The 26,351-nt window shown below is 62.9% G+C and carries 27 protein-coding genes; 15 read left to right on the top strand and 12 right to left on the bottom strand.

The window, feature by feature from the left end:
- Positions 1-2: 2 nt before the first annotated feature.
- From ABN482_RS09310 to ABN482_RS09300, 3 genes are read left to right on the top strand one after another with little or no spacing between them, the layout of a single operon-like run.
- A complete protein-coding gene (locus ABN482_RS09310) occupies positions 3-707 on the top strand; it encodes a response regulator (RefSeq protein ID WP_349503723.1) in 705 nt (234 codons plus the stop codon).
- The gene (trkA, locus tag ABN482_RS09305) at positions 704-2,083 is read left to right on the top strand and encodes a Trk system potassium transporter TrkA (RefSeq protein ID WP_349503722.1); all 1,380 of its coding nucleotides are present in this window, start codon (positions 704-706) and stop codon (positions 2,081-2,083) included. The genes ABN482_RS09310 and trkA overlap by 4 nt, the downstream gene beginning before the upstream one ends.
- 35 nt (positions 2,084-2,118) lie before the next feature.
- Positions 2,119-3,585, top strand: coding sequence for a TrkH family potassium uptake protein (locus ABN482_RS09300; RefSeq protein WP_349503721.1), 1,467 nt, complete (start codon positions 2,119-2,121; stop codon positions 3,583-3,585).
- Between the two features lie 18 nt (positions 3,586-3,603).
- On the opposite strand, the gene ABN482_RS09295 is transcribed toward ABN482_RS09300, so the two are convergent.
- Positions 3,604-4,530 carry a methyltransferase domain-containing protein gene (locus ABN482_RS09295; RefSeq protein ID WP_349503720.1) on the bottom strand — a complete coding sequence of 309 codons (927 nt, stop codon included), beginning with the start codon at positions 4,528-4,530 and terminating at the stop codon, positions 3,604-3,606.
- Between the two features lie 177 nt (positions 4,531-4,707).
- Between ABN482_RS09295 and ABN482_RS09290 the strand changes: the two genes are divergently transcribed.
- Complete coding sequence (locus ABN482_RS09290) at positions 4,708-5,277, top strand: ComF family protein (protein ID WP_349503719.1); 570 nt, start codon at positions 4,708-4,710, stop codon at positions 5,275-5,277.
- Positions 5,278-5,312: 35 nt separating this feature from the next.
- Complete coding sequence (locus tag ABN482_RS09285) at positions 5,313-5,786, top strand: tRNA (cytidine(34)-2'-O)-methyltransferase (RefSeq protein ID WP_349503718.1); 474 nt, start codon at positions 5,313-5,315, stop codon at positions 5,784-5,786.
- On the opposite strand, the gene ABN482_RS09280 is transcribed toward ABN482_RS09285, so the two are convergent.
- The 4 genes from ABN482_RS09280 to ABN482_RS09265 are packed head-to-tail and all read right to left on the bottom strand — an operon-like array spanning position 5,779 to position 8,123.
- Positions 5,779-6,846, bottom strand: a complete 1,068-nt coding sequence (locus ABN482_RS09280; protein WP_349503717.1) for an NAD(P)H-dependent glycerol-3-phosphate dehydrogenase — start codon at positions 6,844-6,846, stop codon at positions 5,779-5,781. The two genes, ABN482_RS09285 and ABN482_RS09280, sit on opposite strands and share 8 nt — an antisense overlap.
- Before the next feature lie 12 nt (positions 6,847-6,858).
- A complete protein-coding gene (gene secB, locus ABN482_RS09275) occupies positions 6,859-7,377 on the bottom strand; it encodes a protein-export chaperone SecB (RefSeq protein ID WP_349503716.1) in 519 nt (172 codons plus the stop codon).
- Between the two features lie 48 nt (positions 7,378-7,425).
- Positions 7,426-7,692 (bottom strand): glutaredoxin 3, encoded by a 267-nt coding sequence (gene grxC / locus ABN482_RS09270; RefSeq protein ID WP_349503715.1) that lies wholly within the window; start codon positions 7,690-7,692, stop codon positions 7,426-7,428.
- A 20-nt stretch (positions 7,693-7,712) separates the two neighbouring features.
- Complete coding sequence (locus ABN482_RS09265; protein ID WP_349503714.1) at positions 7,713-8,123, bottom strand: rhodanese-like domain-containing protein; 411 nt, start codon at positions 8,121-8,123, stop codon at positions 7,713-7,715.
- A gap of 160 nt (positions 8,124-8,283) precedes the next feature.
- Here ABN482_RS09265 and gpmA point away from each other — a divergent pair, with 160 nt between their 5' ends.
- The 4 genes from gpmA to ABN482_RS09245 are packed head-to-tail and all read left to right on the top strand — an operon-like array spanning position 8,284 to position 12,841.
- The gene (gpmA, locus tag ABN482_RS09260) at positions 8,284-9,036 is read left to right on the top strand and encodes a 2,3-diphosphoglycerate-dependent phosphoglycerate mutase (RefSeq protein WP_109061490.1); all 753 of its coding nucleotides are present in this window, start codon (positions 8,284-8,286) and stop codon (positions 9,034-9,036) included.
- Between the two features lie 2 nt (positions 9,037-9,038).
- On the top strand, positions 9,039-10,595 hold the full coding sequence (locus ABN482_RS09255) for a murein hydrolase activator EnvC family protein (RefSeq protein WP_349503713.1): 1,557 nt from the start codon (positions 9,039-9,041) through the stop codon (positions 10,593-10,595).
- Positions 10,596-10,643: 48 nt separating this feature from the next.
- Positions 10,644-12,092, top strand: a complete 1,449-nt coding sequence (locus tag ABN482_RS09250) for a S41 family peptidase (RefSeq protein ID WP_349503712.1) — start codon at positions 10,644-10,646, stop codon at positions 12,090-12,092.
- Positions 12,089-12,841, top strand: a complete 753-nt coding sequence (locus tag ABN482_RS09245; protein WP_349503711.1) for a HesA/MoeB/ThiF family protein — start codon at positions 12,089-12,091, stop codon at positions 12,839-12,841. Before ABN482_RS09250 ends, ABN482_RS09245 begins: the two co-directional genes overlap by 4 nt.
- Here ABN482_RS09245 and ABN482_RS09240 read toward each other — a convergent pair.
- From ABN482_RS09240 to argB, 3 genes are all read right to left on the bottom strand, one after another.
- Positions 12,832-14,325, bottom strand: a complete 1,494-nt coding sequence (locus tag ABN482_RS09240; protein WP_349503710.1) for a DASS family sodium-coupled anion symporter — start codon at positions 14,323-14,325, stop codon at positions 12,832-12,834. The two genes, ABN482_RS09245 and ABN482_RS09240, sit on opposite strands and share 10 nt — an antisense overlap.
- Positions 14,326-14,518: 193 nt before the next feature.
- Positions 14,519-15,334 carry a pyrimidine 5'-nucleotidase gene (locus ABN482_RS09235; RefSeq protein WP_349503709.1) on the bottom strand — a complete coding sequence of 272 codons (816 nt, stop codon included), beginning with the start codon at positions 15,332-15,334 and terminating at the stop codon, positions 14,519-14,521.
- 9 nt (positions 15,335-15,343) lie between these two features.
- Positions 15,344-16,267, bottom strand: coding sequence for an acetylglutamate kinase (gene argB, locus ABN482_RS09230; protein WP_349503708.1), 924 nt, complete (start codon positions 16,265-16,267; stop codon positions 15,344-15,346).
- 243 nt (positions 16,268-16,510) lie between these two features.
- Here argB and ABN482_RS09225 point away from each other — a divergent pair, with 243 nt between their 5' ends.
- The 3 genes from ABN482_RS09225 to ABN482_RS09215 are packed head-to-tail and all read left to right on the top strand — an operon-like array spanning position 16,511 to position 19,012.
- Positions 16,511-17,524 carry a methionine ABC transporter ATP-binding protein gene (locus ABN482_RS09225; protein WP_349503707.1) on the top strand — a complete coding sequence of 338 codons (1,014 nt, stop codon included), beginning with the start codon at positions 16,511-16,513 and terminating at the stop codon, positions 17,522-17,524.
- Positions 17,521-18,195 (top strand): methionine ABC transporter permease, encoded by a 675-nt coding sequence (locus ABN482_RS09220; protein WP_109061140.1) that lies wholly within the window; start codon positions 17,521-17,523, stop codon positions 18,193-18,195. The genes ABN482_RS09225 and ABN482_RS09220 overlap by 4 nt, the downstream gene beginning before the upstream one ends.
- Positions 18,196-18,223: 28 nt before the next feature.
- The gene (locus ABN482_RS09215) at positions 18,224-19,012 is read left to right on the top strand and encodes a MetQ/NlpA family ABC transporter substrate-binding protein (RefSeq protein WP_109061141.1); all 789 of its coding nucleotides are present in this window, start codon (positions 18,224-18,226) and stop codon (positions 19,010-19,012) included.
- 176 nt (positions 19,013-19,188) lie between these two features.
- Here the strand turns inward: ABN482_RS09215 and ABN482_RS09210 are convergent, their stop codons facing one another.
- The 4 genes from ABN482_RS09210 to ABN482_RS09195 are packed head-to-tail and all read right to left on the bottom strand — an operon-like array spanning position 19,189 to position 22,021.
- The gene (locus tag ABN482_RS09210; protein WP_143858993.1) at positions 19,189-19,680 is read right to left on the bottom strand and encodes a TlpA disulfide reductase family protein; all 492 of its coding nucleotides are present in this window, start codon (positions 19,678-19,680) and stop codon (positions 19,189-19,191) included.
- A 25-nt stretch (positions 19,681-19,705) separates the two neighbouring features.
- Positions 19,706-20,389, bottom strand: coding sequence for a BON domain-containing protein (locus ABN482_RS09205; RefSeq protein WP_349503706.1), 684 nt, complete (start codon positions 20,387-20,389; stop codon positions 19,706-19,708).
- Entirely contained in the window at positions 20,386-20,979 is a 594-nt protein-coding gene (locus ABN482_RS09200) for a phosphoheptose isomerase (protein ID WP_349503705.1), read from the bottom strand. The genes ABN482_RS09205 and ABN482_RS09200 overlap by 4 nt, the downstream gene beginning before the upstream one ends.
- A 58-nt stretch (positions 20,980-21,037) precedes the next feature.
- The gene (locus ABN482_RS09195; protein ID WP_349503704.1) at positions 21,038-22,021 is read right to left on the bottom strand and encodes an XdhC family protein; all 984 of its coding nucleotides are present in this window, start codon (positions 22,019-22,021) and stop codon (positions 21,038-21,040) included.
- Positions 22,022-22,066: 45 nt separating this feature from the next.
- Between ABN482_RS09195 and ABN482_RS09190 the strand changes: the two genes are divergently transcribed.
- From ABN482_RS09190 to ABN482_RS09180, 3 genes are all read left to right on the top strand, one after another.
- Positions 22,067-22,711 (top strand): nucleotidyltransferase family protein, encoded by a 645-nt coding sequence (locus ABN482_RS09190; protein WP_349503703.1) that lies wholly within the window; start codon positions 22,067-22,069, stop codon positions 22,709-22,711.
- 219 nt (positions 22,712-22,930) lie between these two features.
- Positions 22,931-25,798 carry a xanthine dehydrogenase family protein molybdopterin-binding subunit gene (locus ABN482_RS09185; protein WP_349503702.1) on the top strand — a complete coding sequence of 956 codons (2,868 nt, stop codon included), beginning with the start codon at positions 22,931-22,933 and terminating at the stop codon, positions 25,796-25,798.
- Positions 25,795-26,340 carry a (2Fe-2S)-binding protein gene (locus ABN482_RS09180; protein WP_349503701.1) on the top strand — a complete coding sequence of 182 codons (546 nt, stop codon included), beginning with the start codon at positions 25,795-25,797 and terminating at the stop codon, positions 26,338-26,340. Before ABN482_RS09185 ends, ABN482_RS09180 begins: the two co-directional genes overlap by 4 nt.
- The last annotated feature ends 11 nt before the right edge of the window (positions 26,341-26,351 follow it).

Below are 26,351 nucleotides of genomic sequence, written 5' to 3'. Positions count from 1 at the left end.
TTATGGCACGAATTCTGGTTGTGGACGACGAGGTTGGCATCCGCGAACTGCTGTCGGAAATTTTGTACGACGAGGGTCATACGGTCGAGCTGGCAGAAAATGCCGCCGAAGCCCGTCTGGCCCGCCAGCGTGCGCGACCTGACCTGGTGCTGCTCGATATCTGGATGCCGGATACCGATGGCGTCAGCCTGCTCAAGGAATGGAGTGCACAGGGGTTGCTTGACATGCCCGTGGTGATGATGAGCGGTCACGCCACCATCGATACGGCTGTCGAGGCGACTCGTATCGGTGCCTTCGACTTCATGGAAAAACCGATCACGCTGCAGAAACTGCTGGATACCGTCGTGTCTGGCCTCAAGCTGGGGTGTGCGCCGCGTTCGGCCGGTGCCTCGGTTGCCCCGTCGCTGTCGCAACCGGCCTCTTCTGCTGTTGCGTCCGCGGCCAGTTCCGAACAGGCTGCGCCTGCCTTCATCGAGGCCGAGCCGGCTGCCGAGCGCAACGAAGGGCTGCTGGGCAACATCACCCTCGACCAGCCACTGCGTGATGCCCGCGACGAGTTCGAGCGTGTCTATTTCGAATACCATCTCAAGCGCGAAGGCCACAGCATGACCCGTGTCTCCGAGAAGACCGGCCTGGAACGTACCCATCTCTATCGCAAGCTCAAGCAGCTTGGCATCGAAACCTCGCGCCGCCGCAGCAATTCATGAAAATCCTGATCCTCGGTGCGGGCCGGGTCGGTGCCAGCGTGGCCGAGAATCTTGCCTCCGAGCAGAATGACATCACGGTTGTTGATACCGATGCGACGCGCCTGGCGGCGCTGTCCGAGCGGCTGGATCTGCAGACTGTGGTGGGTGATGCACTCAAACCCTCGGTGCTGCGTCGTGCGGATGTGGACAACGCCGACCTCATGGTGGCCTGTACGGCGTCCGATGCGCTCAATCTGGTAGCCTGCCGGCTGGCGCGCACGATGTTCAGCGTGCCGTTGCGCATTGCCCGGGTACGTTCGGCCGAGTATGCGGATCACCCCGAACTGCTTGGCGAAGATGGCTTTTGCGTGGATCACCTGATCAGTCCCGAGCGCAGCATCACCCAGTATTTCCGACGCCTGATCGATCTTCCCGAGGCGCTGCAGGTGCTCGATTTCGCCGATGGCCGCATCAGCGTGGTCACGGCCCGCGCCATGCTCGGCAGTCCGCTGGTGCGACATGCGGTGGGCGAACTGCAGCAACTGATGCCGGATACCGATGTGCGCATTGTCGAGATATTCCGTCGCGACAAACCCATTCCGGTCGATGCCCGGACCCAGATCGAGGTCGATGACGAAGTCGTGTTCGTGGTCGATTCCCGTCAGGCTCGCCGAGTCGTGCGCCAGTTCAGGCAGGCCGAGAAATCGGTGCATCGCGTGATGATCGCCGGTGGCGGCAATATCGGCCTGCGTCTGGCCCGTGAACTGGCCAAAGACAGCTACAGCGTGCGGCTGATCGAATACGACCGGGCTCGCTGCGAGCTGCTGGCGAGCGAGTTGCCCGACAGCGTGCTGGTGCTGCATGGCAGTGCCACCGACGAGGCCCTGCTGGAGCAGGAAGGGGTGGCCGACATGGACACCTGGATCGCAGTGACTGCCGATGACGAAAACAATATCATGTCGTCGCTGCTGGCCAAGCGGCTGGGGGCGCGCAAGGTGATCACCCTGATCAACCGGCCGGCCTATGGTGATCTGATGCAGGGCAGCCGGATCGACGTGGCGCTGTCGCCGGCGCAGATCACCCTGAGCGAAATCCTGCGCTATGTCCGGCGTGGTGATGTGGTGGCTGCACGCCGCCTGCGACGTGGCGGCCCGGAAGTGCTGGAGGCCGTGGCCCACGGCGACCGGCGCACTTCCAGCGTGGTGGGCCGTGAACTTTCGGCATTGCGCCTGCCCAGCGGGGCCATGATTGCTGCCGTGGTGCGGGATCAGCAGATATTCATGGCGGACCAGAACCCGGTCATCGAGGATGGCGATCATGTGATCGTGTTCGTGCCAGACCGGCGTCAGATCGCCCGTGTCGAAAAGCTGTTCCAGGTTTCCGCTGCATTTTTCTAGTGTCGTGAATTTGAAGGGCTAACAGGCCGCCTGCCATGTCGCGCATCCCCGTTATTCTCAAGCTGCTGGCGCTGACCATGGCGCTGTTTTCCACGACCATGCTGCTGCCTCTGGCGCTGGCGTGGTGGACAGGCGACGCAGGACGTTTCGCGTTCCTGGCCGGTCTGGCGGTTGCGCTGGGGGTCAGTGGCTCGCTGTGGCTGGCCACCAAGGATGATGCCCGCGACCTGCGGATTCGCGATGGCTTCCTGCTGGTCACGCTGGCCTGGGTGGTGCTGCCGTTGCTGGCAGCGGTGCCGTTGCTGGTCTATTACAACCAGATCGGCCAGCCGCTGGGATTGTCCAAGGCCTATTTCGAGGCCATGTCCGGGCTGAGCACGACAGGTTCTACCGTTTTGAATCATCTGGACGGTCTGCCGCATTCGATCAATCTGTGGCGGGCCACCCTGGTCTGGGTCGGCGGCATGGGAATCCTGGTGCTGGCCATCGCCATCCTGCCGTTGCTGGGCGTGGGTGGACACCAGTTGTTCAGGGCCGAGCCCGGCCCGATGAAGGACGAGAAACTGACGCCACGCATCGCCAGCACCGGCAAGGTGCTGTATGCGGTGTATTTCATCTTTTCGATTGCCTGCTTCCTGGCCTATCGAGTGGCGGGTCTCAGCTGGTTCGATGCCTGGTGCCATATGGCAACCACCATGGGGCTGGGTGGTTTTTCCACTTCGGATGAAGGCTTCCTGAAATTCGACTCGGTGGCAGTCGAGATGGTCGCCATGGTATTCATGGTACTGGCAGGCATCAACTTTGCCACGCACTTCCTGGCGTTCCGGCAGCGCAGCCTCAAGGCTTACCTGCGCTGTTCGCAGACGGTACCTTACCTGCTGTTGCTGCTGGGCAGCGGACTGTTCGTGACGGCCTTTCTGTACTGGAAGCACGTCTACGGCACCTGGGGAGAGGCGTTGCGCTATGGCATGTTCAATACGATCTCGGTGGCCACCACCACCGGCTATGCCAATACCGACTATACGCTGTGGCCTCTGCTGGCACCGCTGTGGATGATACTGCTGGCTTCCTTTGCCACGTCGGCCGGTTCTACCGGGGGCGGGATCAAGCTGTCGCGTGCCATCCTGCTGGTCAAGCAGACGCGCCGCGAACTGACCCGCCTGCTGCATCCCAATGTGGTGGCTCCCGTACGCCTGGGACGCACGCCGGTCGGTCCGGAGGTGATTGCAGGGATCATGGCGTTCCTGCTCATGTACGGCCTCTCCATCGGCATGCTGACGACGCTGATGCTGCTGTCGGGTCTCGAGCCGGTTACGGCGTTCAGTGCGGTGTTCGCCAGCATCAACAACCTTGGGCCGGGCATGGGCGATGTCGGCCCCATGGGCAACTATGCCGGGCTATCTGACTACCAGCTCTGGCTGTGCTCGTTTGCCATGCTGATCGGCCGTCTGGAGCTGTTTACCGTGCTGGTGCTGTTTACGCCGGAGTTCTGGCGGCGTTGAACAAGGTGCCTGGCACCTTCAGTCCAGGCGCGTGCGGCGGCCGATGGCGCTGATCGGCATGCCGATGTCGCCCGACGCGGTCTTGCGCATGGCGGCACGCCAGGCATGGCCATAGGCCACCTCGATCGTCATGTTAATGCGTCCATCGTCACTGCGGCGCTGTCGTTCCAGTGCTTGCAGCAGGCGGTCATGCCAGGCGCGCGAGGCCAGGCCGCGCCGTCGCTGGCTGGCTGGATTGCCACCCAGGGCGCGGATGTCCGCCAGCAGCCGTTCGGGTGAGGCATACGTCAGGGTCAGTGTTTCCTGATCCATGACCGGGTCGGCGAAACCGTTTTCGACCAGCAGGTCGCCGAAATCGTGCATGTCGACAAATGTGGGCGTGGCCGTACCCAGATTGGCTTCTGCTACGGCTTCGCGGAGTTCCTTGAGCGTGGCCGGCCCCAGGCAGGAAAACATCACCAGCCCGTTGACCTTGAGAATACGCTGCCATTCGTCCAGCACGCGATGTGGTTGTGGATGCCAGTGCAGCGCCAGATTCGACCAGACCATGTCCATGGACTCGGGGGCCAGCCCGGAGGTGGCCAAATCTGCCTGCATGAATTCCGGTGCCGGGCCGTGGCGGCGCAGCGTATTGATCCAGTTCTTGAGTCCGCTGGGCCGGTAACGGCGTCGTGCCTCTTCTAGCAGGGGCGCGCAGTGGTCCAGGCCGGTATAGTGAACTTGTGGGTAGAGCGCACTCAGGACCGGCAGGCCGGCCCCGTCGCCGCAACCGGCGTCGAGCAGGCGTGCCGGCTGGATGCGGATGCACTGCAGGCGCTCGCGCATGCGCTGGGCAATTTCCAGGTATAGGAACTGGGCATCGTCGAGTGTGCGCCGGCGGGCAAACTGCCGCTGCACATCAAGGGTGTTGAGTGGCAGATCGGGTAGGGAAGATGACTGTGACATAGAGGTCGCGCAGGCGCTGCGCAAGCGGGGTAAATCGTGTGTGATGGCATTATGGCCTATTTCCGCGACCTCTACCTTCGGCTGCGTGATGTCTGCCCCGGAGATTGCCCATTGTGTGGCCTGCCTGCCCGGGGCGGGATGTCTTGCGCGCCGTGCTGGCGTGATATCCGTCGGCAGATGCCCGCCCACCCCCGTTCTGGACAGGAAGGGCTGGTGGCGGATCTGAGGCTGGACAGCCTGTGCGTGGCATTGGATTATGCGGCACCCTTCGATGCCCTGATGCTGCAGTTCAAGGGTGTGCCCCGTCCGGGACTGGCAGGCCTGATGGCGGCGGCGCTGGTGCGGGCGCATCACGCAATGCATGGCGATGCATGCCACGTTGCCGGTGTGCTGGTGGTGCCGGTGCCGTCGAGCCGTGCCTCGTTGCGACGGCGGGGTTTCAATCCTGCCGGCGAAGTGGCGCGCCACTTCGCATGGCGGCAGGGATGGCCGCTGCGTTTGGGTGGGCTGGTGCGTACCCGCGAACACAGCCAGCAGCATTTTGCGGATCGCCGCAGTCGGTTGCACAATACCCAGGCACTGTATCGCGCCGATGCGCAGGTGTGTGGCCGGGTGATCATGCTGGTCGACGATGTGGTCACGACCGGCAGTACTTTGCGCAGCGCTGCGCAGGCGCTCTACCAGGCCGGCGCGGTAGCGGTGCATGGCCATGCCGTGGCGCGTACCCCGGTGCTGGCATTGCCGTGATGTCGTTTGGACTTCCGACGCTACAATAGTGCGCCATGTTTCATATCATCCTTGTTCACCCCGAAATCCCGCCCAATACGGGCAATGCCATTCGCCTTTCGGCCAATACCGGTGCCCGGTTGCATCTGGTGCGTCCGCTGGGGTTCGAGCTGGATGATGCGCGGTTGCGCCGGGCCGGGCTGGATTATCACGAGTGGGTTAGCCTGCAGGTGCATGATGACCTGCCCGCGGCATTGCGTGCCACAGGGGCCGATCCGTCGCGTTGTTTTGCGCTGACCACGAGTGGTGCGCGACGGTCCGACCAGGCGACCTTCCTGCCGGGCGATGTCTTTGTCTTCGGGCGCGAAACGGCCGGGTTGTCGGATGCGGATCTGGCACTGTTCGGCGACGGGCAGCGCATACGGCTGCCGATGAGGCCGGGTCAGCGCAGCCTGAACCTGTCCAACGCGGTCGCCGTGACGATTTTCGAGGCCTGGCGCCAGCAGGGTTTCGAGGGTGCGGTCAGTTGAGCGATTCGGCTCGCGCCTCGCGGGCAAACAGCGCGGCGACGGCATCGCGTGGCGACTCGCCTTCGAACAGTACGCGGCAGACTGCTTCTGTGATCGGCAGTTCGACCCCGGCAGCCCGTGCACGCAGCAATGCCGCGCGCGCGCAGCGCACCCCTTCGGCGGTCATGCCGCCGGCGAGAATGGTGTCGAGAGACTGTCCCTGACCGATGCGGATGCCGACCTGGCGATTGCGCGAGAGCTCGCCGGTGGCCGTCAGCACCAGATCGCCAAGGCCGGTCAGCCCGGCAAATGTGTCGGGACGGGCACCCAGCGCCAGCCCCAGGCGGGTCATTTCGGCCAGGCCGCGGGTAATGAGTGCGGCACGGGCATTGGTGCCCAGTTCGAGTCCGTCGCCGATGCCGCTGGCGATGGCCATCACGTTCTTGAGTGCGCCACCGACCTCGACGCCGATCACGTCTTCGCTGCCATAGACACGTGCCATGCCGCCATGCAGCGCCTGGGTGGTGCGCGCGCGCAGCGTGGCGCTGTTGCTGGCCACCGTCAGGGCCACAGGCAGACCCTGTGCCACTTCTTTCGCAAAGGACGGGCCGGAAATAACGCCGCGCGGCAAGTACGGGAGTGCCGCCAGTGCTGCATCGGCGATTTCGTGTGGCAGCCTGCCATGTTCGGCATCGAAACCCTTGCAGCTCCAGACAATGCCGGGCAGTCGATCCTGATCCCAGCTGGAAAAGACCTGTGCCAGCATGGTCAGTGTGTCGGGCATGCCGGCCACCGGCACACCCAGTATCAGCAGCGAAGGGGCTGCATCCTGTGTCAGGTGGCTGAAAATGTCATCGAATGATTGCGTGGCATCAAGCCCGGCAGGCAGTGAGATGCCGGGCAGGTAGCGCGGATTGGCATGATCCTGCCGGATGTTGCGCACGACATCGTCGCGGCGGGCATGAATGAGGGTAGGCCAGGTGCGCGCTGCCAGACAGGCCAGCGCGGTGCCCCAACTGCCGGCACCGATGACCGCCACGCGCAAGGTGGTCCCGGTGGCGTGAGCGGTGGTGCCGGTCATGGCTGCTGGCGCTTACTGGCGGGTGACGCCGGGCGGCACGATGAGGCCGGAGTCGTTGCCGGCGGCCTGCTGTTCCTGCTGGGCGCGTTGCTGTTCGTACAAAGCCTGGAAGTTGACTTCGGCCAGGTGCAGCGGCGGCAGCGAGGTGCGGTTGATCGCGTCGGCGATGTTGGCACGCAGGTAGGGGTAGAGCATGGTCGGGCAGACGATGCCGAGCAGCGGATCGAACTGTTCCTGGGGGATGTTGGCCAGTTCGAAGATGCCGGCCTGCGTGCCTTCCACCAGATAGACCACCTTGTCCTGAATGCGGGTGGTGACCGTGGCGGTCACGGTGGTTTCGAAGATGCTGTCGGTCAGGCGCTGGCCGCCGACGCTCAGGGACACTTCGACCTTGGGCGCTTCCTGTTCAAGGAAGACCTGCGGCGCATTGGGCATTTCCAGCGACAGATCTTTCAGGTAGACGCGCTGCATGTTGAAGGAAGGCGCGGTGCCGGCGTCGGCCGGGGTGTTGTTGACTTGCTGGTCCGTCATGGGGACTCCTGGCTTGGGTGAACAGTGTCGGAAACAGGAGCGACCGCCTCAGGCCGTCGCGCCCTGCAGAAGGGATTGCAGACCGCCTGCGCGGTCGAGTGCCACCAGGTCATCGCAGCCACCCACATGGGTGTCGCCGATGTAGATCTGCGGCACGGTGCGCCGGCCGGTGCGAGCCATCATGGCCTCGCGCTGGCCGGCATCCTGGTCGATCCGGATTTTTTCGATATCGGTGACACCGCGCTGGCGCAGCAGCATTTCCGCCCGGACGCAGTACGGGCAGACGGCGGTGCAGTACATGACAACGGTTTGCATGGCAGGACTCGGTACTGATCTTATTTTTTCTTGGTGAGCGGCATGCTGGCCTGCGTCCAGGCGCGTACGCCGCCATCCAGCACAAAGGTTTCATGGCCCAGGGCGCGCAGCTTGCGGGCTGCGGCCACGGCGCTGCGGCCGGTCTCGCAGACCACGATCAGCGGCTTGTCCTTGGGCAGCGACGTGGCCTTCTGTTCCAGTTCGGCCAGCGGAATGTGGCGCGACTGGGCGATATGGCCTGCGGCGAAGGCATCTTCGGGGCGGATGTCGACCAGCACGGCATGGCGCTGGTTGACCAGTTGCGTGGCCTCGAGCGTGCCGACGGCGGCGCTGCCGCCTGCCTTGCCCAGCTTGGGGAACATCAGCATGATGCCCGAGACGACGGCGACGGCCAGGATGAAAACGTTGTTGTTGCTGAGCAGGAAATCCACTGTGTATTCCGGTAAAAGACTGTTGGTTTTGCGGGACGCGACAGGCTGGATTGTGATTGAATGTCAGTTCCGCAGCGAGAGCACAATCATACGATTATAAAATGATGCTGGATAGCGCGTGCCGACACGCCCGAACAATCTCTTTTTGACCGCTGATTACATGTACAAACTCGTTCTGATGCGTCATGGCGAAAGCCAATGGAATCTTGAAAACCGCTTCACGGGCTGGTCCGATGTCGATCTGACCGACCTGGGCCGCGAACAGGCCCGCCAGGCCGGCCTGCTGCTCAAGCAGAATGGCTATGCCTTCGACCTGGCTTTCACTTCCGTGCTCAAGCGTGCCATCCGCACGCTCTGGATCGCCCTGGATGCAATGGATTCCATGTATGTGCCGGTCGGTGTCAACTGGCGTCTCAATGAGCGTCATTACGGTGCCCTGCAGGGGCTGAACAAGGCTGAAACCGCGGCCAAGTACGGTGACGAGCAAGTGCTGGTCTGGCGCCGTGCCTATGCGATTGCGCCCGAGCCGCTGGCCGAAGATGATCCCCGGCATCCGCGTTTCGATCGCCGCTATGCACGCCTCGAACCTGCGCAAGTGCCGGCGACCGAATGTCTCAAGGATACCGTGGCTCGCGTGGTGCCGTTCTGGAATGATTCGATCGCCCCGGCCATCAAGGCGGGCCGCCAGGTGCTGGTCACGGCACACGGTAACAGCCTGCGGGCGCTGATCAAGCATCTCGACGGTATTTCCGACGACGATATCGTGCATCTCAACATCCCGACCGGCCAGCCGCTGGTCTACGAACTGGATGGCGATCTCAAGCCGATCCGCCATTACTATCTGGGCGATGCAGCCGAAATCGAGGCGGCGATGGCGGCCGTGGCTGCGCAGGGCAAGGCCAAGCAAGGATAATCATGCAATTGCAGGCGTGCGTGCGCGCCGTTTGCCTGGCGCTGGCGGGTGTGGTGGTCACATCTGCTGCGTTGGCGCAGGAAGGCGGAAATCTGTCGCAGCGGCAGCAGGCTGCCTCGCAGGAGCGGACCGAGCTGCGCCAGCGGCTCGAAAAGCTTCAGAAGGATATCGATGGTCGCGAGCAGGATCGCCGTGCCGCGTCAGAGCAACTGCGCGCATCCGAGCAGACGATTTCCACCGTCAGCCGTCGCCTGCATGAGTTGCGTGAACAACAGGACGCAGTCCGGGCTGAACTGGCCCGGCTGGCAAGCGAAACCGGGCACCTGACCCAGGAGCGCAGCGCTGCACAGCAGGCCCTTGCCGCCCAGTTGCGCAGCCAGTATGCCAGCCAGATGTCCCCCTGGGTGGCGGCTCTCTCGGGGGATGACCCCCAGCAGATCGGACGGCATCTGGGCTACATGGAATATCTTGCCAGTGCCCGCGCCGATAACGTGGCTGTCCTGCAGGCCACGCTCGATCGCCTGCAGGCCGTACAGAACGAAACGACAGGCAAGCAGCAGGAACTGGCCAGCCTCGAACAGGAAGCGGTGCAGCAGCAGGAGACGCTGCAGGCCCAGCGCCGCGAGCGGGCCAGCGTGGTCGCACGGATTGAAGGCCAGTTGCAGGCACAACGCGCGGAAGCTGGACGCCTCGGGCAGGACGAGGCGCGTCTGGGACGTGTCGTGCGTGATCTGGATACCTTGCTCAAGGAGCAGGCTGAGGCTGCCCGACGTGCCGAAGCCGCGCGTCGCGCCGAGGTGGCACGCCGGGCTGCGGAAGAGGCGCGACGTGCAGAGGCAGCACGTCGTACTGCCGAGGCCGAGCGCCAGGCGGAAACGGCGCGCCGTGCCCAGGCCGCCCAGGAGCAGGCGCGGGTCGAGCGCGAGCGCCTGGCCCAGGAAGAAGCCCGCGGGCAGGCTGCCGCACAGGCCTCGTCGGCCGAGCGCGCCGAGGTGCGCCGGCAGGCCGCGCTGGCACAGGCGGAACGGGAGCGTGCCGAAAGGGAACAGGCCCGGCAGGCTGCGCAAGCCCGCGCCGACGAGGCTGCCGATATGCAGGCAGTGGCACCCCGGCAGGCCGAACCCGAACCGCCGGTCGCAGTGCCGGAGCGGTCGGCTTCTTCAGCTCGCTTTGCAACCCTGCGTGGACGCCTGCCCTGGCCCGTGCGGGGACAGGTGCAGGGGCGCTTCGGAATGCCGCGTCCCGATGGTGGTGTCTGGCGTGGCGTACTCCTGCGCGCGGCCGAAGGCACGCCCATTGCAGCAGTGGCTGCGGGGACGGTTGTCTATGCGAACTGGTTGCGTGGCTTCGGGAATCTGATTATCGTGGATCACGGAGAGCAGTATTTGAGCGTGTATGCCTACAATCAGAGCCTGCTGCGGCAGGTGGGTGACCAGGTTCGGACCGGGGAGCGCATTGCCGAGGCAGGTGCCACGGGCGGTCTGGCCGATTCGGGCCTATACTTCGAAATTCGTCATCAGGGCAATCCGGTGGACCCGGTGCTGTGGTTGGCGCGCTAGCGACGATGTCGCGGCGGCTATTTGTGTTTGACTCATACGGGAAGGTGCATGGGCACTCGTAAAGCAAAGAATTTTGGCCTGATCGCCGTTGGCGCACTGGCAGGCGTCCTGATCAGCCTGGGCATTTCCGCCGTTGCGCAGCGTGGCGCACCCTTGCCGCTGGATGAGTTGAGGCAGTTCTCCAGCGTGTTTGCCGCTATCAAGAACAACTATGTCGAAGATGTCGAAGACAAGGAACTGATCAAGGGCGCGATCTCCGGCATGCTGTCGGATCTCGATCCCCACTCGGCCTATCTCGATGCCGATGCCTTCAAGGAAATGCAGGACTCGACCCAGGGACAGTTCGGCGGCCTGGGGATCGAGGTCGGCACCGAGGACGGTTTCGTCAAGGTCATTTCGCCCATCGAGGATACGCCGGCCGCTCGTGCCGATATCCGTGCCGGCGACCTGATCGTGCGTATCGACGGCAACTCCACCAAGGGGCTGGCGCTGACCGATGCCGTCAAGCTGATGCGTGGCGAGCCCGGCACCAAGATCCGACTGACCATCATGCGCGAGGGTCTGGCCCAGCCGCTTGAAGTCACGCTCGAGCGTGCCATCATCAATGTACGCAGTGTGCGCAGCAAGTTGCTGGATGACAATGTGGCCTATGTCCGCATCGCCCAGTTCCAGGAAAAGACCGGCAACGACCTGGTCCAGCACCTCAAGGGCTTTGCCACGCCGCCCAGCGCGCTGATCCTCGATCTGCGCAATGATCCGGGGGGCCTGCTGGGCAGTGCCATCGGCGTTTCTTCGGCCTTCCTTGACAAGGATGTGCTGGTGGTCTCCACCGACGGCCGCGCACCCGACTCGCAGTATCGCTACATGGCATCGCCTGCGGATTACGCCCGCGGCCGCAGCGATTACCTGTCGGACCTGCCGGCCTGGGCCAAGACCGTGCCGATGGTGGTGCTGGTCAATGTCGGCTCGGCCTCGGCTTCCGAGATCGTGGCCGGTGCCCTGCAGGACTACAAGCGCGCCACCGTCATGGGCAACCGCAGCTTCGGCAAGGGGTCGGTACAGGTCATCCTGCCGATCAGCGAGGATACGGCCATCAAGCTGACCACGTCGCGCTACTACACACCGGCGGGCCGCTCCATCCAGGCAACCGGCATCGAGCCGGACATCACCGTGCCGGATACGGCCGAGGGCGACCTGTTCATCATTCGTCGTGAGGCCGATCTGCGCAAGCACCTGTCCAACCAGCAGATCGAGGAAGAAAGCACGACGTCGGAAATCCCCTGGGACGAGTTCGAAATGCCGCAGCCGTTCGAGCTGGGTGGTGACGATGACTTCCAGTTGCGCCAGGCGCTCAATCACCTCAAGGGCAAGCCGCTCGAAGAGGCCAAGCCGCGTCGTCGTGCCGACGTGGCAAGCCATGAGGCCCACGGCGAAACTGGCAAGGTCGAGCGGCTGCGTGTCACGCCCGAAGGGGTGCAGTCGCAACCCGGGCAATGAACGATCAGCAACTGCTGCGCTACGCCCGGCACATCCTGCTGGACGAATTCGGCTACGAGGCGCAGGAAAAAGTCTGCGCTGCCAGCGCCCTGATCATAGGGGCGGGTGGTCTGGGTTCTCCTGCGGCGGCCTATCTGGCGGCGTCGGGTGTGCGCCGTCTGGTGCTGGCCGATGATGACCGGGTCGAACTGAGCAACCTGCAGCGGCAGATCCTGCATACGACGGACCGACTCGGGCTTCACAAGGCCGAGTCAGGGCGTACGATGCTGCAGGCGCTCAATCCCGAGATCGAGGTGGTGGCGCTGGTCGAGCGCCTGTCTGGCGAAGTGCTGCTGGAACAGGTGCGCCAGGCCGATGTCGTACTCGACTGTACCGATAACTTCGCCACGCGGCACGCCATCAATCGTGCCTGCGTGACCTGTCGCAAGCCGCTGGTGTCAGGTGCGGCGATCCGTTTCGATGGGCAGGTCAGCGTCTTCGACATGCGGCGCGACGATGCGCCCTGCTATCACTGTCTGTTTCCGGAGGCGGAGGAGGCGGTGGAATTGAATTGCGCCACCTCGGGGGTATTTGCACCCCTGGTGGGCATCGTAGGCAGTCTGCAGGCTGCCGAAGCACTCAAAATAATGGCCGGCGTGGGCGATACCCTGGCCGGCCGTCTGTTGCTGCTGGATGCGTTCAGCATGCAGTGGCGGACAGTGCGGGTCGCACGCGACCCCGCCTGTCCGGTGTGCGGATATCACCAGTAGCCGAGCACCTTCCACCAGATCCCGCCGACGACGGCGAAGATGATCAGTTCGCAGACTGCCATTACGAAGCCGACCTGCCACCATTTGCCCATGGTCACGTAGCCACTGCCGAAGATGATCGGCGAGGTGCCCGTGGCATAGTGGGTGAGCGTCATCATGATGCAGGACGATGCCGCCATGATCAGCATGAATACATTGACATACTCGGGCGGAATCAGGCTGACGCCGACAGTCAGGAAGGCCAGCATCATGGCGCTGATGTGGGCGGTCGTGCTGGCGAAGAAATAGTGCGAGAACAGGAAGATCAGGACCAGCACGGAGGCGGCCATTTCCCAGCTCATGCCGCTGCTGACGATGCCGCTGCGCAGGCCTTCGGAGAACCACGAGATCACGCCGTGCTTGTTGAGCTGGCCGGCCATCATGACCAGCGCACCGAACCAGATCAGGGTATCCCAGGCGCTTTTTTCGCTGAGCACGTCATCCCAGGTGATGGTGCCGGTGAGCAGCAGCAGGAACAGGCCGAGCAGGGCGACGACGGTGGCATCGATCTTGAAGGCCGGGCCAAACAGCATGGCGGGAACGTCTGCCCACAGCACCAGCAGCAGGATGAAGACCGACATCATGACGATTTCTGGCGGACGGAGCTTGCCCAGCTTGCGCAACTCATCCTTGGCGAAGGTGACAGCGTTGGGCGTGTGCTTGATTTCCGGGGGGGCCAGGAAATAGATGATGATGGGCATCAGCAGGATGGCGACCAGACCGGGCAGCAGCATGCACAGTGCCCAGGTGCCCCACGATAGGTGGAAGTCGTTGTTGGTGGCCTTGGCGACGAAGTCCACGACCAGCGGGTTGGGTGCCGTGGCCGTGATGAACATGGCCGAAGTGATCGGGTTGGCGTGGTAGTTGACCAGAGCCAGATAGGTACCGATCTTGCCCTGCGTGCCTTTTTCCGGGTCGGAATCGAAGGCATTGGCAATCGAACGCATGATCGGGTGGACGATACCGCCGCCACGTGCCGTATTGCTGGGCGTGAAAGGGGCCAGCAACAGTTCGCAGACGGCCAGGCCGTAGCCGATACCGATGGTGCGCTTGCCCAGGAGCGAAATGAAGATGTAGCCGATGCGGGCACCCAGGCCGGTTTTCTTCAGGCCGCGCGATATCAGGATGGAGACCACGATCAGCCAGATCAGCGGGCTGGAGAAGCTGCTCAGCGCATCGGCGATGGCAGCCTTGGACGAATCTGCCGTGACCTGCGACAGCGAGATGATCATGATGGCCATCATCGACATCACGCCGATCACCATGACCTTCAGGATGATGGCGACGATGGTGGTGATGAAAATGGCCAGCAAGGCCCAGGATTTTGGCGTCAAGCCTTCTGGTGTAGGCACCAGCAACAGGGCAAAAAGGACGAGGGTGGTGATGGTGGCCGGCCAGAACTTGAATGGTACGGCTTCTCTGAAGTATCTGAGCATGTTTAACATGGTCGGTCTCTCGTGATGCACTGGGTGGCAGCCTTTGTGAGGCCTGTCCCGTTGATGAAAACGATGGTTACAGTATAACCGTGATTAAGGGAAAACCCTGAAAAAATGTGTGGAAATTAGAATGGAGAATCATTCTTGTTGGTGGGCAAAACAATACCTCCATCAATGCCTGCCCGGATGGGCTGGCGGGTGGTCAGACGAGGAAACGGGCGGATGCGTGCAGCAGCAGTTGCCGCAGATTATTGATGCGCAGATCGACGTAGCCAGGTCGTCTGTGATGCTTGCCACCGAAAGGGGTATGTGGGTGATGGATGTAGACCGTGCCCATGCCGGTGGCACGGGCGGCACGAAGGTTGTCCAGCGTATCCTCGACCAGGACGGCGTGGTGTGACTCGATACCCTCACGGGCCAGCACGTGGCGCAGCATGCTGCGCGAGGGCTTGGGCCGGAACTGGCCGTGCAACTGCATCTCCTCGATGCCCCACAGACTGTCGAACAGGTGCAGGATGCCCAGGTGGCGCAGCACGGTCGTGGCGTAGCAGAGCGGCGCATTGGTCAGCAGGATGCGGCGCCCGGGCAGGCGCGAGAGCAGGCGTGGCAGGTCGCGCTCGGCCCGTATAAGGGGTGGAATGTCGAAACCGTGGCTGCGTGCCAGGAATTCACGGGCATCGACGCCATGATGGCGCACCATGCCGATCATGGTGGCACCGTAGCGACGCCAGTAGCGCTCACGCAGGATATGCGCCTGCGCTTCGTCGACCTGCAGCATGGACTGCACCGCCTGTGTCATGTGCCGGTCTATCTGCGGGAAAATCGCATGCGAGGTGTCGTGCAGCGTGTTGTCCAGGTCGAACAGCCAGACCGGGCCGCTGCCCGATTTGGCATGCGTACCATTGCTGGCGATGCGATTGGCTCGCAGGCGTCTGGGCGGCCCTGCCAGGGTTCGTTCCGGACCGCGCACGAGCGCCCCGGATGATTGTGTGCGCGGCCGATTCGACGTGACGGGCATGCCGGGCTGTCAGCCTGCGCGGATCATGGTGCCGACGCCGCGGTCGGTCAGGATCTCGAGCAGCAGGCAGTGTTCGACACGACCGTCGACAATGTGGACTGAATTGACGCCGTTGCTGGCAGCCTCGAGTGCCGAGGCCAGTTTGGGCAGCATGCCCCCGGAGATGGTGCCATCCTCGAACATCGCATGGATCTCGCGAGCCGACAGTCCGGTCAGGAGGTTGCCGGCCTTGTCCATCACGCCAGGGATGTTGGTCATCATGAGCAACTTCTCTGCGCCCAGCACTTCGGCCATCTTGCCGGCCACGAGGTCGGCATTGATGTTGTAGGCCATGCCGTCTTCGCCGAAGCCGATGGGGGAGATGACCGGAATGAACTGGTCATCCTGCAGCGCTTTCACGACGGCCGGTTCGACTTGCGAGATTTCGCCTACATAACCGATATCGATCAGTTCGCCAGGATTTTCCTTGCTGGGCATCAGTTTCTTGCGGGCCTGGATCAGACCGCCGTCCTTGCCGGTCAGTCCTACGGCCTTGCCGCCGGCCTCGTTGATCATCATGACGATGTCTTGTTGCACCTGGCCGCCCAGCACCCATTCGACGACTTCGACGGTCTCGGCATCGGTCACGCGCATGCCCTGGATGAAGCTGCTCTGCTTGCCGACGCGTTGCAGTGCGGCGTCGATCTGCGGGCCGCCACCGTGCACGACCACCGGCTTGAGTCCGACCAGTTTGAGCATCACGACGTCATGTGCGAAACTGCGCTGCAGCCGTTCGTCGGTCATGGCATTGCCGCCGTATTTGATGACGATGGTCTTGTTGTGAAAACGGCGGATATACGGCAACGCTTCGGCAAGCACATCGGCCTTGAGCCTGGACGCCAGCGTGGCAGTGGTCAAAAGGTCGGCGCTGTCGGGAACGGAAGAAGTGCTCATGTCGGCGAAGACTCCGGGTGCATGATCAGTCAGAATCGGGAACGGTCATTGTAGCCAGTGAAGCCGGCTGTGCGATAGGGGCCTGTGGCAGCGGCGCACTGCACGAGGCACGCTGGAATCAGCGTCGCATCCATATTTCAATATAGCTTTAATATATAAGAATGACGATTGAAATAACTATATATTTATCTGCCGATCAAGGCTCTCGGGATTTTCCCGGGTACGCAACGAGGTTGAACCGCCGTGATTGAACTGTCGCATCTCACCAAGCATTACCGCACGCCGGATGGCGGGGTGCATGCTGCGCTGGCGGGTGTCAGCCTGCAGGTCCGCAAGGGCGAGGTGTTCGGTATCATCGGTCGGTCCGGTGCCGGGAAAAGCACGCTCATCCGCATGATCAATCTGCTGGAGCGCCCCGATACGGGCAGCGTGCATATCGGCGGCGAAGACATTACCGGGCTGCAGGGCGCTGCGTTGAGGCGGTTGCGCCAGCGCATAGGCATGGTATTCCAGCATTTCAACCTGCTGGACTCCCGAACCGTATTCGAAAATGTGCGTTTCCCGCTGCGGCTGGCAGGGGTGCCGCGCCGCGAAGCCGAGCAGCGGGTTGCCGAGGTGCTCGCGCTGGTTGGCCTGGAAGGCCAGCAGCACAAGTATCCGCGCCAACTGTCGGGGGGCCAGCGCCAGCGTGTCGGGATCGCCCGTGCCCTGGCCAATCGTCCCGAGGTCCTGCTGTGCGACGAAGCCACGTCGGCGCTGGATCCCGAAACCACGCAGGCCATTCTCAAGCTGCTGATGGAGATCAACCAGCAGCTTGGCCTGACCATTGTGCTGATTACGCATGGCATGGATGTGATCCGGCGCATCTGCGACCGGGTGGCTGTGATAGAAGGCGGGCGCATTGTCGAGGAAGGACCGGTGGTGGATGTTTTCCTGCATCCACGCCATGAAGTCACGCAGGCCCTGCTGGCCGAAAGCGGTATCGATGCCCAGGGCTGGGAGGCGCTGGCCGATGGCGTCAATGGTCGCCTGGTGAGACTGAGCTTTCGCGAGGATGCCATTGCCCAGCCGGTGTTGAGCCGGATCAGCCGTGACCTGGCACTGGATCTCAGTATCCTTCAGGGCTCGGTGGGGCGGATCAAGAATACGGCCTATGGTCAGTTGGTGCTGGCCGTGTCCGGCACCGATGCAGCACTGGCCCAGCTCCCCGAGATGCTGGCGCGGGAAGGGGTTGAATTCGAGGAGTTGAAGGCATGAGCGGATTCTGGCAATCCCTGGCAGGCATGGACTGGTGGATGATCCTGGAAGCTACCGGCGACACGTTGCTCATGACAGGTCTGGCGCTGCTGTTCACGATATTGATCGGTCTGCCGCTGGGGGTGGTGCTGTTCCTGACCGGACGCGGGCAGATGCTGGAAAACCGTGCACTGTACGGTCTGCTGTCCATTTGCGTGAATGTGCTGCGGTCCGTTCCGTTCCTGATCCTGCTGATCGTAATGATTCCGCTGACCCGCATGCTGGCCGGTACCTCGCTGGGTGTGGCCGGTTCGGTGCCGCCGCTGGTGGCGAGTGCTGCACCGTTCTTCGCTCGCCTGGTCGAGAATGCCTTGCGTGAGCTCGATCCGGGCGTCATGGAGGCGTGCCAGGCGCTGGGTGCCGACTCGGGGCAGACCGTCTGGTGGGCACTGCTGCCTGAGGCTACGACGGCTATCGTGGCTGCGGTGATCGTGACCGCCATTACGCTGGTGGGCTATTCGGCCATGTCGGGGGTGATCGGCGGTGGCGGCCTCGGTGACCTGGCCGTGCGCTTCGGTTATCAGCGCTACCAGACCGATGTCATGGTAGTGACCGTTTCCATCCTGGTCGTGATGGTCCAGTTGACCCAGGTATTTGGTGACTGGCTGGTGGTCAGGCTCAAGCGCAAGTGAGTTTTTATTTATTTTTTGGGAGAAACCTATGAAACTGAAGCAACTCGTGGTGGCGCTGGGCGCCTCGGTCCTGGCTGTGAGCGCATCGGCCAGTTTTGCCGGCAAGTTGTCGGTGGCGGCAACGCCGGTACCGCATGCGGAGATCCTGGAGTTTGCCAAGCCCGAGCTGGCCAAGCAGGGCGTCGAACTGGACATCAAGGTCTTCAATGACTATGTGCAGCCCAACCTGCAGGTCTTCGAGAAGCAACTGGACGTCAATTTTTTCCAGCACCAGCCCTATCTCGATACTTTCAACAAGGATCGTGGCACGGATCTGGTCAGCGTCGGCCTGGTCCATGTCGAGCCGTTCGGCATCTACTCGCGCAAGATCAAGGATCTTGCCGAGTTGAAGGATGGTGCGACCGTGGCGATTCCCAACGATCCCTCGAACGGCGGCCGGGCGCTGCTCCTGCTGCAGAAAGCCGGGCTGATTACCCTCAAGGACCCGTCCAACATCCTGGCGACGGCCCGCGACGTGGCCGAGAATCCCCGCAAGCTGAAGTTCCGCGAGCTTGAGGCCGCCACGCTGCCGCGCGTGCTGGAAGACGTGGATGTCGCGCTGATCAATACCAATTATGCGCTGGAAGCCGGCCTGGTCCCGACCACCGATGCCCTGCTGATCGAAGGTTCGGATTCGCCCTATGCCAACCTGGTGGCAGCACGTCCCGACAACAAGGACAGTGCCGATGTGCAGACCCTGATCGAGGTGCTGCATTCGCCCGAGGTCAAGGCTTTCATCCTGGAAAAGTACAAGGGCGCTGTCGTGCCGGCGTTCTGATGGCCTAGTTCTTTGTGAACTATCGAAAATGGCTGCCCATGAGGCAGCCATTTTTTTACCGGGCAGTCCAAGACAAACAGCATCTCCTGGGGGAGAGCAGTGCAGAGGCGTAGCGACTAGCGTGGGGGCAGATGCCCGAGGCCGGGCCAGGCACCCTTGGGGCGAGCCTGCCCCGGTTAGCCTGCCAGCGCCTTTTCCAGCGTGGCGAGGAATTCTTTTTTGTCGTATTCGCCCAGGTAGCGCTTGACGATATTGCCCTGGCGATCGATCAGGAAAGCGACGGGCGTCAGCCGGATGTCGCCGAACGCCTCTGCCAGCTCGCCGTTTTTGTCGAGGGCCACAGGAAAGGGCAGTTGACGCGTCTCGATGAAGTTCTCGACATAGCTGGGCGGGTCGTAGCGCATGGCCACGGCGATCATGTCGAAGCCTTTGTCGTGATAGGTTTTGTAGTAGTCGATGTTGTCGGGCATCTGCTTGACGCAGGTGACGCAACTCGTGGCCCAGAATTTGACCAGTGTGACCTTGCCGCGCAGGTCGTCAGTCGTGACGGACTGACCATTCATGAGATTGAACGTGACCTGGGGGGCCGGCGTCTTGCCCGGCAGGAAGAACCAGGCGGCCACGCCGGCGACGGCGGCCAGGGCAACTGCAGCGATTATTTTTTTCACGATGGCGTGTTTGTCTGCAAAGGGTTCAAGGGGTGATGGTTTCCGTCCGGCTTTCCTGCTGGCGCTTTGCTTCGGCCTGGCGCTGTTCCTCGGCCAGACGGGCAGCCTCTTCCGGCGTCAGGATCTCGAACAGTTTGACGACCTCGCGGACACCCGACACGCTGGCGGCAGCGGCGGCAGCCAGGTTGCCTTCGTGCTGGGTGACGCGGCCCATCAGGTAGACGACGCCGCGTTCTGCGGTGACGGTGATGGTGCGGGATGGAACATCGCGGGTATTGATCAGCGTGGTCCGGACCTTCGACGCCAGCCAGGAGTTGCCCGAGCGTTCGCTGAAGCTGGCCGGCGGGCCGATGTTGAGCTGATTGATGACTTCCTTGACATTTTCGACGCCCTGGGCGACGCGTGTCGCTTCGTCCTTGTCCGTTTGGTTGGGTACATCGCCGGTCAGCAGCACGCGGTGCTGGTAGGCCGAGGCGTTGATGCGGGCGCGGTCACCGAAGTGCTGGGCTTCGGCGCTGTCGACCTTGATGGCAATGCTCTGGTCTTCGAGTTGCGTGCCGGCCGTGCGGCGGTCGGTGACGACCACGGCGGTGGTGGCGGCTGCGCCGCCGACAATCAGCGGGGCGCAGGCGGACAGTGCGCCGGCTGCGAGAATGCTGCACAGGGCGAAGGTGCCGGGCAGGCGGCGGGCAGATTGTGACTTGATCATGCCGGGTCTCCTAGCAGGTAGGCGTCCACGCCATCGCACAGTGCATGCAGCAGCAGGATATGAACCTCCTGGATGCGCATGGTGCGATCGTGTGGAACGCAAAGGTGTATGTCTTCGGGGCCAAGCCGCGTACCGATCCGGCCGCCGCCCTTGCCGGTCAGCGCGATGACCCGCATTTCGCGCTCATGGGCTGCATCTATTGACCGCAATACGTTCTCGGAGTTCCCGCTGGTTGAAATGGCGACCAGAACGTCGCCAGGGCGCCCCAGTGCGGTGACCTGCCGTTCGAAAATCTGGTCGTAGCTGTAGTCGTTGGCGACCGCCGTCATGATGGAGGTGTCGGTATTGAGCGCCACGCCGGCCAGCGGCAGGCGGTCACGCTCGAAGCGGCCGACCAGTTCGGCGATGAAGTGCTGGGCATCGGCGGCAGAGCCACCATTGCCGCAGGCCAGGATCTTGCCGTCGTTCATCAGTGCTGAAAACAGCAGGTCCACGCCGGCGGCAGTGGGTTCGGAAAGGGCGAGGATGCTTTGTTCGAGCAGTGCGATGCTGTCGCGGAAGTGGCCGCTGATGCGTGAGGTCATATCCATGGCGGGAGAGTTTCATGATGCCAAAGAAGAAATATACCCCGCTTTTGATACGCCGGTGTCAGCAGACGTGACGGCCTGTGCTGTCTGCGTGCGCCTGTGCTTCTCCTGTCGTATTGCGGACCAGGATCAGCTCGGCGGCGATGGCGACGGCGATTTCGGCGGGCGTGCGGCTGGCAATGCGCAGGCCGACCGGGCCGTGCAGGCGCGCAATCTGTGGCGGTGTCAGGTCGAACAGCGCCAGCCGGGCCCGCCGCTTTTCCTGGTTGACGCGCGAACCCAGGGCTCCCACGTAGAACGCCGGCGATTTCAGGGCTTCGAGCAGTGCCATATCGTCGAGCTTGGGGTCATGGGTCAGTGCCACGATGGCGGTGCGCGTATCGATGTCAAGTTCGAGCACGGCATCGTCGGGCATGAGGGTGCTCAGCGTGGTGCGGGGCTCCTGCCATTCCTGGAAGAATTCTTCGCGTGGGTCGCAGACCGTGACATGGAAGTCCAGCGTGGCGGCGATGGCCGACAGGACGCGCGCGGTCTGGTTGGCTCCGATGATGAGCAGATGCCAGCGTGGGCCATAGATACTGCGGAATGTCTGGTTGTCGAGTCCCGGACTGTCGTCGGAGGTGGCTGGCAGCAGGCTGGAGATGCCGGTCTGCATGTCCAGGGTGCGCAGGGTGGACTGGTGTGCCTGGATGGCATCCAGCACCGGATCGAGCCAACAGGTGTCGGCCAGGGGTTCGCAGACCAGGCGCAGCGTGCCGCCACAGGGCAGGCCGAAGCGGTTGGCTTCCTCCTGCGTGACGCCGTATGTCAGGCTGGCGGGGGCCGTCGGCAGCGTGCCTGCGCGGGCGCGCACGATCAGGTCGTCCTCGATGCAGCCGCCCGAGACCGACCCCACGACGTGGCCATCGGCACGGACGGCCAGCATGGCACCGGGTTGGCGAGGGGCGGATCCCCAGGTCTGCACGACAGTGATCAGATGCGTGGCGTGGCCGAGCATGACCCAGTCGCGGGCGCGTTGCAGTACGTCCAGATCCAGGGCATTCATGCGGAGTGTCTTATGGTTGGAAGGCATTGAATATATACTACGCGCATGTCTGATGTCGAAAGCCCACACCCTGTGTCTACCGTACCGCTGCCTTGCGTGGGCATCCTCCTGGCTGCCGGCGAGGGGCAGCGTTTTGCGCAGCAGATGCCTGGCGCAGACAAGCTGCTGGCCCGGCTGGCGGATGGACGATACGTCGCCGAAACCAGCGCCACCAATTTGCACCGGGCGGTGGATTGGGTGTTGGCCGTGGTGCGTCCGGGCAAGCCGGCCCTGCGTGCGTGCCTGGAGATGTCAGGCTGCCATGTGCTCGAAACGGAGCAGGCCCGACAAGGCATGGGAGCCAGTCTGGCGGCAGCGGCGCACTATCTTCAGGCGCGCAACCCGGAGCACCTGCCGGCGGTTGTCGTGGCGTTGGCAGATATGCCCTGGATATGCCCCGATACCTATGAAAAAGTAAAGGCTGCACTGCATGATGCGCCGGTCGCGGTGCCGGTTCGACATGGCCGGCGCGGGCATCCTGTCGGTTTTCGTGCGAGCTGCCTGCCTGAGTTGGCCGCCTTGTCTGGCGACCAGGGCGCGAGGGGCCTGTTTGACCGATATCCGGTGCAATGGGTTGACGTGAACGATGACAGTGTCTTGCACGATATCGATGTGCCCGCCGATCTGGCCGGCCTCCCCGGGGCCCGATAGTTTGTAATCCTTTGCTGGTGATATGGCAGTGGCGTTGGTATAACCACGCATTGTTATCAAGGGTAATTTCGCCATACTGAATGACATATATCATTCGTTCGGTATGCGAGAAAGCTGCCACCTGTATCAACGAACCAAGGGATAGACGACATGGGCATACGGGAAGGGATTTCACGCCGCAGCTTTATCAAGTTAGGCACGTTCGCAGGGATCACGGTCATGTTCGGCCGCCTGCCGCTGGCCGAGGCCCTGGAGGTCCATTCCGGCACGCATGGGCTGGAGTGGATGGGGGTCGATGGCCAGGCACGCTACCGCTGGGATGCCGTGCGCAAGGTCACGGGGGCGAAAGTCTTTGCGCGCGACTTTCGGGCCAGGGACCTGCCGGGCTGGCCCGAAGCCCAGTCGCATGCCTTCTTTCTCAAGGCTACGCGTGCGGACCGGACTTTCGAGGGCGTTGACCTGTCCATGCTGGGGCCGGACCTGCAGCCGGATCGCCTGGTACTGCACGAAGACATGGCCCGCGACGGGGTTGCGGTGCCGCAGCCCCCCGACCTGGCCGCCGAGTTCTATGGCAAGGATTTCCTGACACCCAAAGGCACCACGCCGCCCATGTATGGGCAGCCGGTGGCCTTGCTGGTGTATGACGACTTCGACCGCTTCGAGGCAGCCAAGCGCATGTTGCGGTTCGAGAAAGGAGCGGTGCTGTACGGGCAGGAAACCGGTTTCAAGCCGCCTGCCAATTATGGTGCGGCACGCTATGTGCGGATCGGCGGGGCTACGCCGACCGATCCTCCGGAATTTTCCCCGATGCAGGATGCCGTGATCTGGGGCGGTTTCGATGGGAATGCCCCGACCTGGCCGCCGGCCGATGGCAAGGGGATCTTCGTGCCCCAGTCTGTCGTGCTCAAACACCGCGGTGGCGGTGGGGTACGCGATCCGCTCAAGGTTGCGCATGAAACCTATGAGCCGATGCGGCGCGGCATGGAGGCGGCCGTGCTGATCGAGCAGGACATTGAGGCCGCCCGCGCCGACAGCGACAAGCTTGTGCTGCAGCGGCAGGCCTTTTCGCAGTCCATCGATCCCAGCGCATTGGAGCCGGACAATGGCAATGCCTGGTACGACGCCGAGACGCGTACCCTGCATTTGTTGATCGCTGCCCAGTCACCCTACGAGGTGGCGCGGGTGGCGGCGCTGATGGTCAAGGACAATACCCGTTTTCCGGTCGAAAGAATCGAGCTGTTGAGCGGTACGACGGTCGGTTATGGCTCGAAGGACCATTCGATTTTCCCGTTCTACACGATCGCAGCCTGTTTCTACGGCAATGGCCGGCCCGTGCGCATGGCCAATGATCGCTACGAGCAGTTTCAGATGGGCATCAAGCGGCACTCCATCCAGATGGATGTGACGATCACGGCTGACCGCAAGACAGGCCAGTTCGAGATCATGAAAGGGTTCTACAACTGCAATGGTGGCGGGCGGGCCAACTTCTCGTTTTCGGTTGCCCAGGTGGCCGCCACGGCCGCGCAGTCCATCTATTATTTTCCGAAGTCCGACCTGGGCTCGATGGCGCTGGCTACGGCCGCGGTCGAGGCCGGCTCCATGCGGGGCTACGGTACGCTGCAGGTCATGACCATTACCGAGCTGATGGTGGACGAGATCGCTGCCGAGCTGGGTATGGATGCCATCGAGCTGCGACGGCGCAATGCCTTGCGGGCTGGTTATCCGAATACCCAGGGGGCTGTTCAACTGGGTGACCCGCGCAATGTCGAGATGCTGGATCGCGCGGTCGAGCATCCGGTCTGGCGCGGCCGTGCGCAGGCCAAGGCGCAATACGACGCTGCCCATCCCGGTCGTCGCTATGGCGTGGGCTTTGCCCAGGTCCAGAAAGACTATGGCACGGGGGCCGATACGAGCGCGCTGACGCTGGCGTTCGATGCCGACGGCAAGCTGACCATGCACCATTGTGTGCAGGAAATCGGCACCGGTGCGACGACCGCCCAGCAGATCATGGTGGGGCGGATACTGGGCAAGGTGCCGGATGAGGCCTATTTCGGCGAAACGGCATTTGCCTCCTTGCCCCTGGTCAGCAATTTCGAACCCTATACCATCACGCAGGCACAGCAGGATGAATTGCAGAAAGACCCGTTCTGGGTACCGTTCATCCTGCCGGCCATGAGCGCTTCCAACAGCGCCTACTTCATCGGCTTCGGCACACGCCAGGCCGCGCAGTTCCTGCTGGAACATGCGCTGTGGCCGGCAGCGCGCGCGATCTGGAGCGAAGGCGAGGGGGGTGGACAGATCGCCAGCGGCGAAGTGACGCTGGCCGACCTGCGGGCGTTCCCGGGAGGGATCGGCGGTGCTGGCATGTCGCCGATCCCGTTCGAGCAACTGGCGCGCAAGGCGCATGAAATGGGGCTGGTCACCGGCGTGTCGTTGCACTGCTTCAGTCGCTGGGAATGGGCTCGGGCCGAGTTCGACATTCCCGGCGTCGGTCGTCGTACGTTGCCTGTCGATGCACTGGCCGTGCGCTATGGCGATGGTGCGCCGGCCGCGCTGAAACAGCGGATGACCGTGGGTGGCTACGATTACATCCGGCGCAGCAGCGTGCAGTTTCCACCGACGCAGCGCAACAATGCCGGCGTGACGACCTATACGCCTGCAGCCTGTATCGTCGAGCTCAACGTCAATACGTTTACCGGACAGGTGGAGATCATGCAGCACCATACGCTGCTGGATCCCGGTACGGTGGTGGTGCCGGAGCTGGTATCCGGGCAGTTGCAGGGCGGCACGGCAATGGGTATCGGCCATGCCCTGATGGAAGAGCTGCCGCTCTACGAAGACGGGCCGGGCGACGGCACCTGGAACTTCAACCGTTATACCTTGCCTCGTGCCAGGGATGTGGCAGTCTGGAGCCAGACAGCCGACTATCTCGCGCCGCTTTCCGAGACTTCACCCTCCAAGGGCATGGGCGAAGTCGTGATGATTCCCATCATTGCCGCAACCGGCAATGCCATTACCCATGCCATCGGCAAGCGCTTCTATACGCTGCCGGTCACCCCTGAAAAAATCAAAAAGGCACTGTCATGAGCATCGAGACACAGATGTTGACCCTGATGATCAACGGCAAGCAGGTCGGCCCCGTGGCGGTGCCGGTCGGCATGCCCATGATCGACTTCCTCCATGATTATCTGAACCTGACCGGCACCCATTTCGGCTGCGGGCAGGGTATCTGCCACGCCTGTACGATCATGGAGCTGCATGCCGACGGCTCCAGTACCGAATTGCGCACCTGTATTTTCGATGCCCACTTCTTCAATGGAAAATCCATCCGGACCATCGAGGGCCACGCCACGCACGGCCCAACGGGCGAAGTGACGGCCATTACGCCGGTGCAGAAGGCGTTCATCGATCATTTTTCCTTTCAGTGCGGCTACTGTACGCCAGGGTTCGTGGCGGGGGCGACCGTATTCATGGAGCGCCTCCAGCGCGAACCCGTCAAGCGCAGTGACCTGGAGAGTGCCATCGAGGATGCGCTCAATGACCACATCTGCCGTTGTACCGGCTATGTGCGCTACTACGAAGCCGTACGGGATCTGGCCCTGGCCACCCCTGGCTGCGTCGTGGATTGAGGAGACGCACC

The sequence above is a fragment of the Corticimicrobacter sp. genome, from assembly GCF_040137905.1.
GTDB lineage: Bacteria > Pseudomonadota > Gammaproteobacteria > Burkholderiales > Burkholderiaceae_B > Corticimicrobacter.
This window is presented reverse-complemented; position numbering and strand designations above follow the sequence as displayed.

Coding starts and splice junctions, on each gene's coding strand:
- grxC (WP_349503715.1), bottom strand. CDS start 7,692: ATGCAAACCGTTGTCATGTACTGCACCGCCGTCTGCCCGTACTGCGTC.
- ABN482_RS09240 (WP_349503710.1), bottom strand. CDS start 14,325: ATGTTAAACATGCTCAGATACTTCAGAGAAGCCGTACCATTCAAGTTC.
- ABN482_RS09235 (WP_349503709.1), bottom strand. CDS start 15,334: ATGCCCGTCACGTCGAATCGGCCGCGCACACAATCATCCGGGGCGCTC.
- ABN482_RS09255 (WP_349503713.1), top strand. CDS start 9,039: ATGCAATTGCAGGCGTGCGTGCGCGCCGTTTGCCTGGCGCTGGCGGGT.
- ABN482_RS09245 (WP_349503711.1), top strand. CDS start 12,089: ATGAACGATCAGCAACTGCTGCGCTACGCCCGGCACATCCTGCTGGAC.
- ABN482_RS09215 (WP_109061141.1), top strand. CDS start 18,224: ATGAAACTGAAGCAACTCGTGGTGGCGCTGGGCGCCTCGGTCCTGGCT.
- ABN482_RS09280 (WP_349503717.1), bottom strand. CDS start 6,846: ATGACCGGCACCACCGCTCACGCCACCGGGACCACCTTGCGCGTGGCG.
- ABN482_RS09310 (WP_349503723.1), top strand. CDS start 3: ATGGCACGAATTCTGGTTGTGGACGACGAGGTTGGCATCCGCGAACTG.
- ABN482_RS09295 (WP_349503720.1), bottom strand. CDS start 4,530: ATGTCACAGTCATCTTCCCTACCCGATCTGCCACTCAACACCCTTGAT.
- argB (WP_349503708.1), bottom strand. CDS start 16,267: ATGAGCACTTCTTCCGTTCCCGACAGCGCCGACCTTTTGACCACTGCC.
- ABN482_RS09250 (WP_349503712.1), top strand. CDS start 10,644: ATGGGCACTCGTAAAGCAAAGAATTTTGGCCTGATCGCCGTTGGCGCA.
- ABN482_RS09300 (WP_349503721.1), top strand. CDS start 2,119: ATGTCGCGCATCCCCGTTATTCTCAAGCTGCTGGCGCTGACCATGGCG.
- gpmA (WP_109061490.1), top strand. CDS start 8,284: ATGTACAAACTCGTTCTGATGCGTCATGGCGAAAGCCAATGGAATCTT.
- ABN482_RS09195 (WP_349503704.1), bottom strand. CDS start 22,021: ATGAATGCCCTGGATCTGGACGTACTGCAACGCGCCCGCGACTGGGTC.
- ABN482_RS09180 (WP_349503701.1), top strand. CDS start 25,795: ATGAGCATCGAGACACAGATGTTGACCCTGATGATCAACGGCAAGCAG.
- trkA (WP_349503722.1), top strand. CDS start 704: ATGAAAATCCTGATCCTCGGTGCGGGCCGGGTCGGTGCCAGCGTGGCC.
- ABN482_RS09205 (WP_349503706.1), bottom strand. CDS start 20,389: ATGATCAAGTCACAATCTGCCCGCCGCCTGCCCGGCACCTTCGCCCTG.
- ABN482_RS09200 (WP_349503705.1), bottom strand. CDS start 20,979: ATGGATATGACCTCACGCATCAGCGGCCACTTCCGCGACAGCATCGCA.
- ABN482_RS09190 (WP_349503703.1), top strand. CDS start 22,067: ATGTCTGATGTCGAAAGCCCACACCCTGTGTCTACCGTACCGCTGCCT.
- ABN482_RS09285 (WP_349503718.1), top strand. CDS start 5,313: ATGTTTCATATCATCCTTGTTCACCCCGAAATCCCGCCCAATACGGGC.
- secB (WP_349503716.1), bottom strand. CDS start 7,377: ATGACGGACCAGCAAGTCAACAACACCCCGGCCGACGCCGGCACCGCG.
- ABN482_RS09290 (WP_349503719.1), top strand. CDS start 4,708: ATGCCCGCCCACCCCCGTTCTGGACAGGAAGGGCTGGTGGCGGATCTG.
- ABN482_RS09220 (WP_109061140.1), top strand. CDS start 17,521: ATGAGCGGATTCTGGCAATCCCTGGCAGGCATGGACTGGTGGATGATC.
- ABN482_RS09185 (WP_349503702.1), top strand. CDS start 22,931: ATGTTCGGCCGCCTGCCGCTGGCCGAGGCCCTGGAGGTCCATTCCGGC.